The 1,941-nt window shown below is 32.0% G+C and carries 5 protein-coding genes; all 5 read left to right on the forward strand.

Annotated features, from left to right (window positions below):
- Positions 1 to 392: 392 nt before the first annotated feature.
- The 5 genes from AC28QF_RS13820 to AC28QF_RS13840 all read left to right on the forward strand — a co-directional run bounded on the left by AC28QF_RS13820 (position 393) and on the right by AC28QF_RS13840 (position 1,802).
- Positions 393 to 611: a hypothetical protein gene (locus tag AC28QF_RS13820; protein WP_488202394.1), complete on the forward strand. Its 219-nt coding sequence runs from the start codon at positions 393 to 395 to the stop codon at positions 609 to 611.
- A 6-nt stretch (positions 612 to 617) separates the two neighbouring features.
- Entirely contained in the window at positions 618 to 818 is a 201-nt protein-coding gene (locus tag AC28QF_RS13825) for a hypothetical protein (protein ID WP_488202395.1), read from the forward strand.
- A gap of 96 nt (positions 819 to 914) precedes the next feature.
- Positions 915 to 1,163, forward strand: coding sequence for a hypothetical protein (locus AC28QF_RS13830; protein WP_488202396.1), 249 nt, complete (start codon positions 915 to 917; stop codon positions 1,161 to 1,163).
- A 45-nt stretch (positions 1,164 to 1,208) separates the two neighbouring features.
- On the forward strand, positions 1,209 to 1,451 hold the full coding sequence (locus AC28QF_RS13835; protein WP_488202397.1) for a hypothetical protein: 243 nt from the start codon (positions 1,209 to 1,211) through the stop codon (positions 1,449 to 1,451).
- Between the two features lie 117 nt (positions 1,452 to 1,568).
- Positions 1,569 to 1,802, forward strand: coding sequence for a hypothetical protein (locus AC28QF_RS13840; RefSeq protein ID WP_488202398.1), 234 nt, complete (start codon positions 1,569 to 1,571; stop codon positions 1,800 to 1,802).
- Positions 1,803 to 1,941 lie beyond the last annotated feature (139 nt).

Below are 1,941 nucleotides of genomic sequence, written 5' to 3' on the forward strand. Positions count from 1 at the left end.
TTCTATGACAAAACAGCGGTTGTAATTGCTCACAGATTAAGTACTGTAAAAAATGCACACCAAATAGTGGTATTAGACAAAGGTAAAATCATCGAAAAAGGAACCCATGAAGAGCTAATTAAACTAAATGGAAGTTATTATCATTTGGTGAAAAATCAATTAGACTTGGGTAAATAAAATAAAACGTCATTACGAGGATTATTGAAATTAAAATATTTTTTTAATTGAAAATACCCAAACGGAGTTTGCGACGAAGTAATCTTATTAATAAGAGAAAAATTGCTTCATTCCACTAACAATAACTAAAAATATTCTCTCGCGAAGAATAGACACAAACCTTGAGTGTCTTTAAATGATCAAGGGTTTTATCAAATTTATTAAATATTTTAATTATGAAAAAATCAATCTTAAACTTAGGAAAAACTTTAAACAAAGCTGAACAAAAAGAAATTAATGGTGGCTTTGGTCTTTGTTCAGATTATAATGGTCCAATGTGTTATTCAGATAGTATAGCTGGTTGCGGATCTTGTGCTGAGTATAATGCTTTACCTCCTCATCATAAAGTTTGTGCATTTACTGATGCTAGATGTGAAATTCAAGTAAACCTATAAATAATTATGAAAAAATCAATCTTAAACTTAGGGAAAGCTTTAAATAAAACCCAACAACAAAAAATTAATGGAGGTAGTATAGATGGCTGTTCATCTTCTTGTTATGGTATTTCTAATATGGGATGCAACTCATGTCAAGAGTATTTTTTACTATCCACTCATTGCCAAATGAGAGTTAAAGTAGGAGTTAATTGCTTTAGCAACTAAACTAGCGACAAACATTCTCTCACGAAGAATAGACACAAACCTTGAGGATCTTTAAATGATCAAGGGTTTAATCTAAATTATTAAATATTTTTAATTATGAAAAAATCAATTTTAAACTTAGGAAAAGCTCTAAACAAAGCTGAACAGAAAGCTATTAATGGTGGTCGTGAGGGATGCGATATTGCTCCTCCAGCATGCCCTTGTCACGTTAGTCCTGGACACCCTTGTTTAGGAAGTGGTAATGGAAGTGGTGAATCTACAGGTGCTTGTTTCACTGCTTTTGGAACAACAACAGTTCTTTGCAGTTCTACATGTCCAGATGGTTCACAACCTATCTGTTCATAATATAACCATTGAATATTTTTTAAACTAAAGAAATAAAATTAAATTATGAAAAAATCAATTTTAAACTTAGGCAAAGCTTTAAATAAAGCAGAACAGAAAGAAATTAATGGAGGTAGAATTGCAATAGCCTTTTGTGATGCTTCGTTAGGATGTCCCTCGGGTAGTTACTGCGAAAATCATTTATGTTATAGAGACAATGACAATGGTGGTGGAGGTAGTAATGGAGGGGGATGTACCACACCAACTCATTTTTGTATTGACGAAAACGATACATGTTGCATATGGTAAAGGTATAATTTAAAAAAAATTAGAAATAGCATATAAAATTCTAGCGAGGAATAGACATAAACCTTGAGCGTCTATAAATGATCAAGGGGTTAATCTAAGTTATTAAATATTTTAATTATGAAAAAATCAATCTTAAGCTTAGGTAAAGCTTTAAATAAAGCGGAACAGAAAGAAATTAATGGAGGAACTGATCCTATATCTGGAGGAGGTAATTCTGGAGGGGGCTCTGGAGGACACAACTCAAATAACTGGGGTGTTTGTCGAGAATTTGGAAAACTTGGAGGTTTCTGGATAAGGACTCATTGCGATGATTTATGTTCAAATGGAACACAACCAATTTGTTCTTTTTAATAAATAAACAAATAAGGGAGTTATATAACTCCCTTAAAATAAAATATGCCAAACAATAATCAAAACATAGAAATACGAAGCGAAGAAGTTCAAGAAATATTGAGCTATGTACCTAATTGGATGATCCGTTGGGGTAACA

The sequence above is a fragment of the Tenacibaculum sp. M1.3A genome, assembly GCF_057732375.1.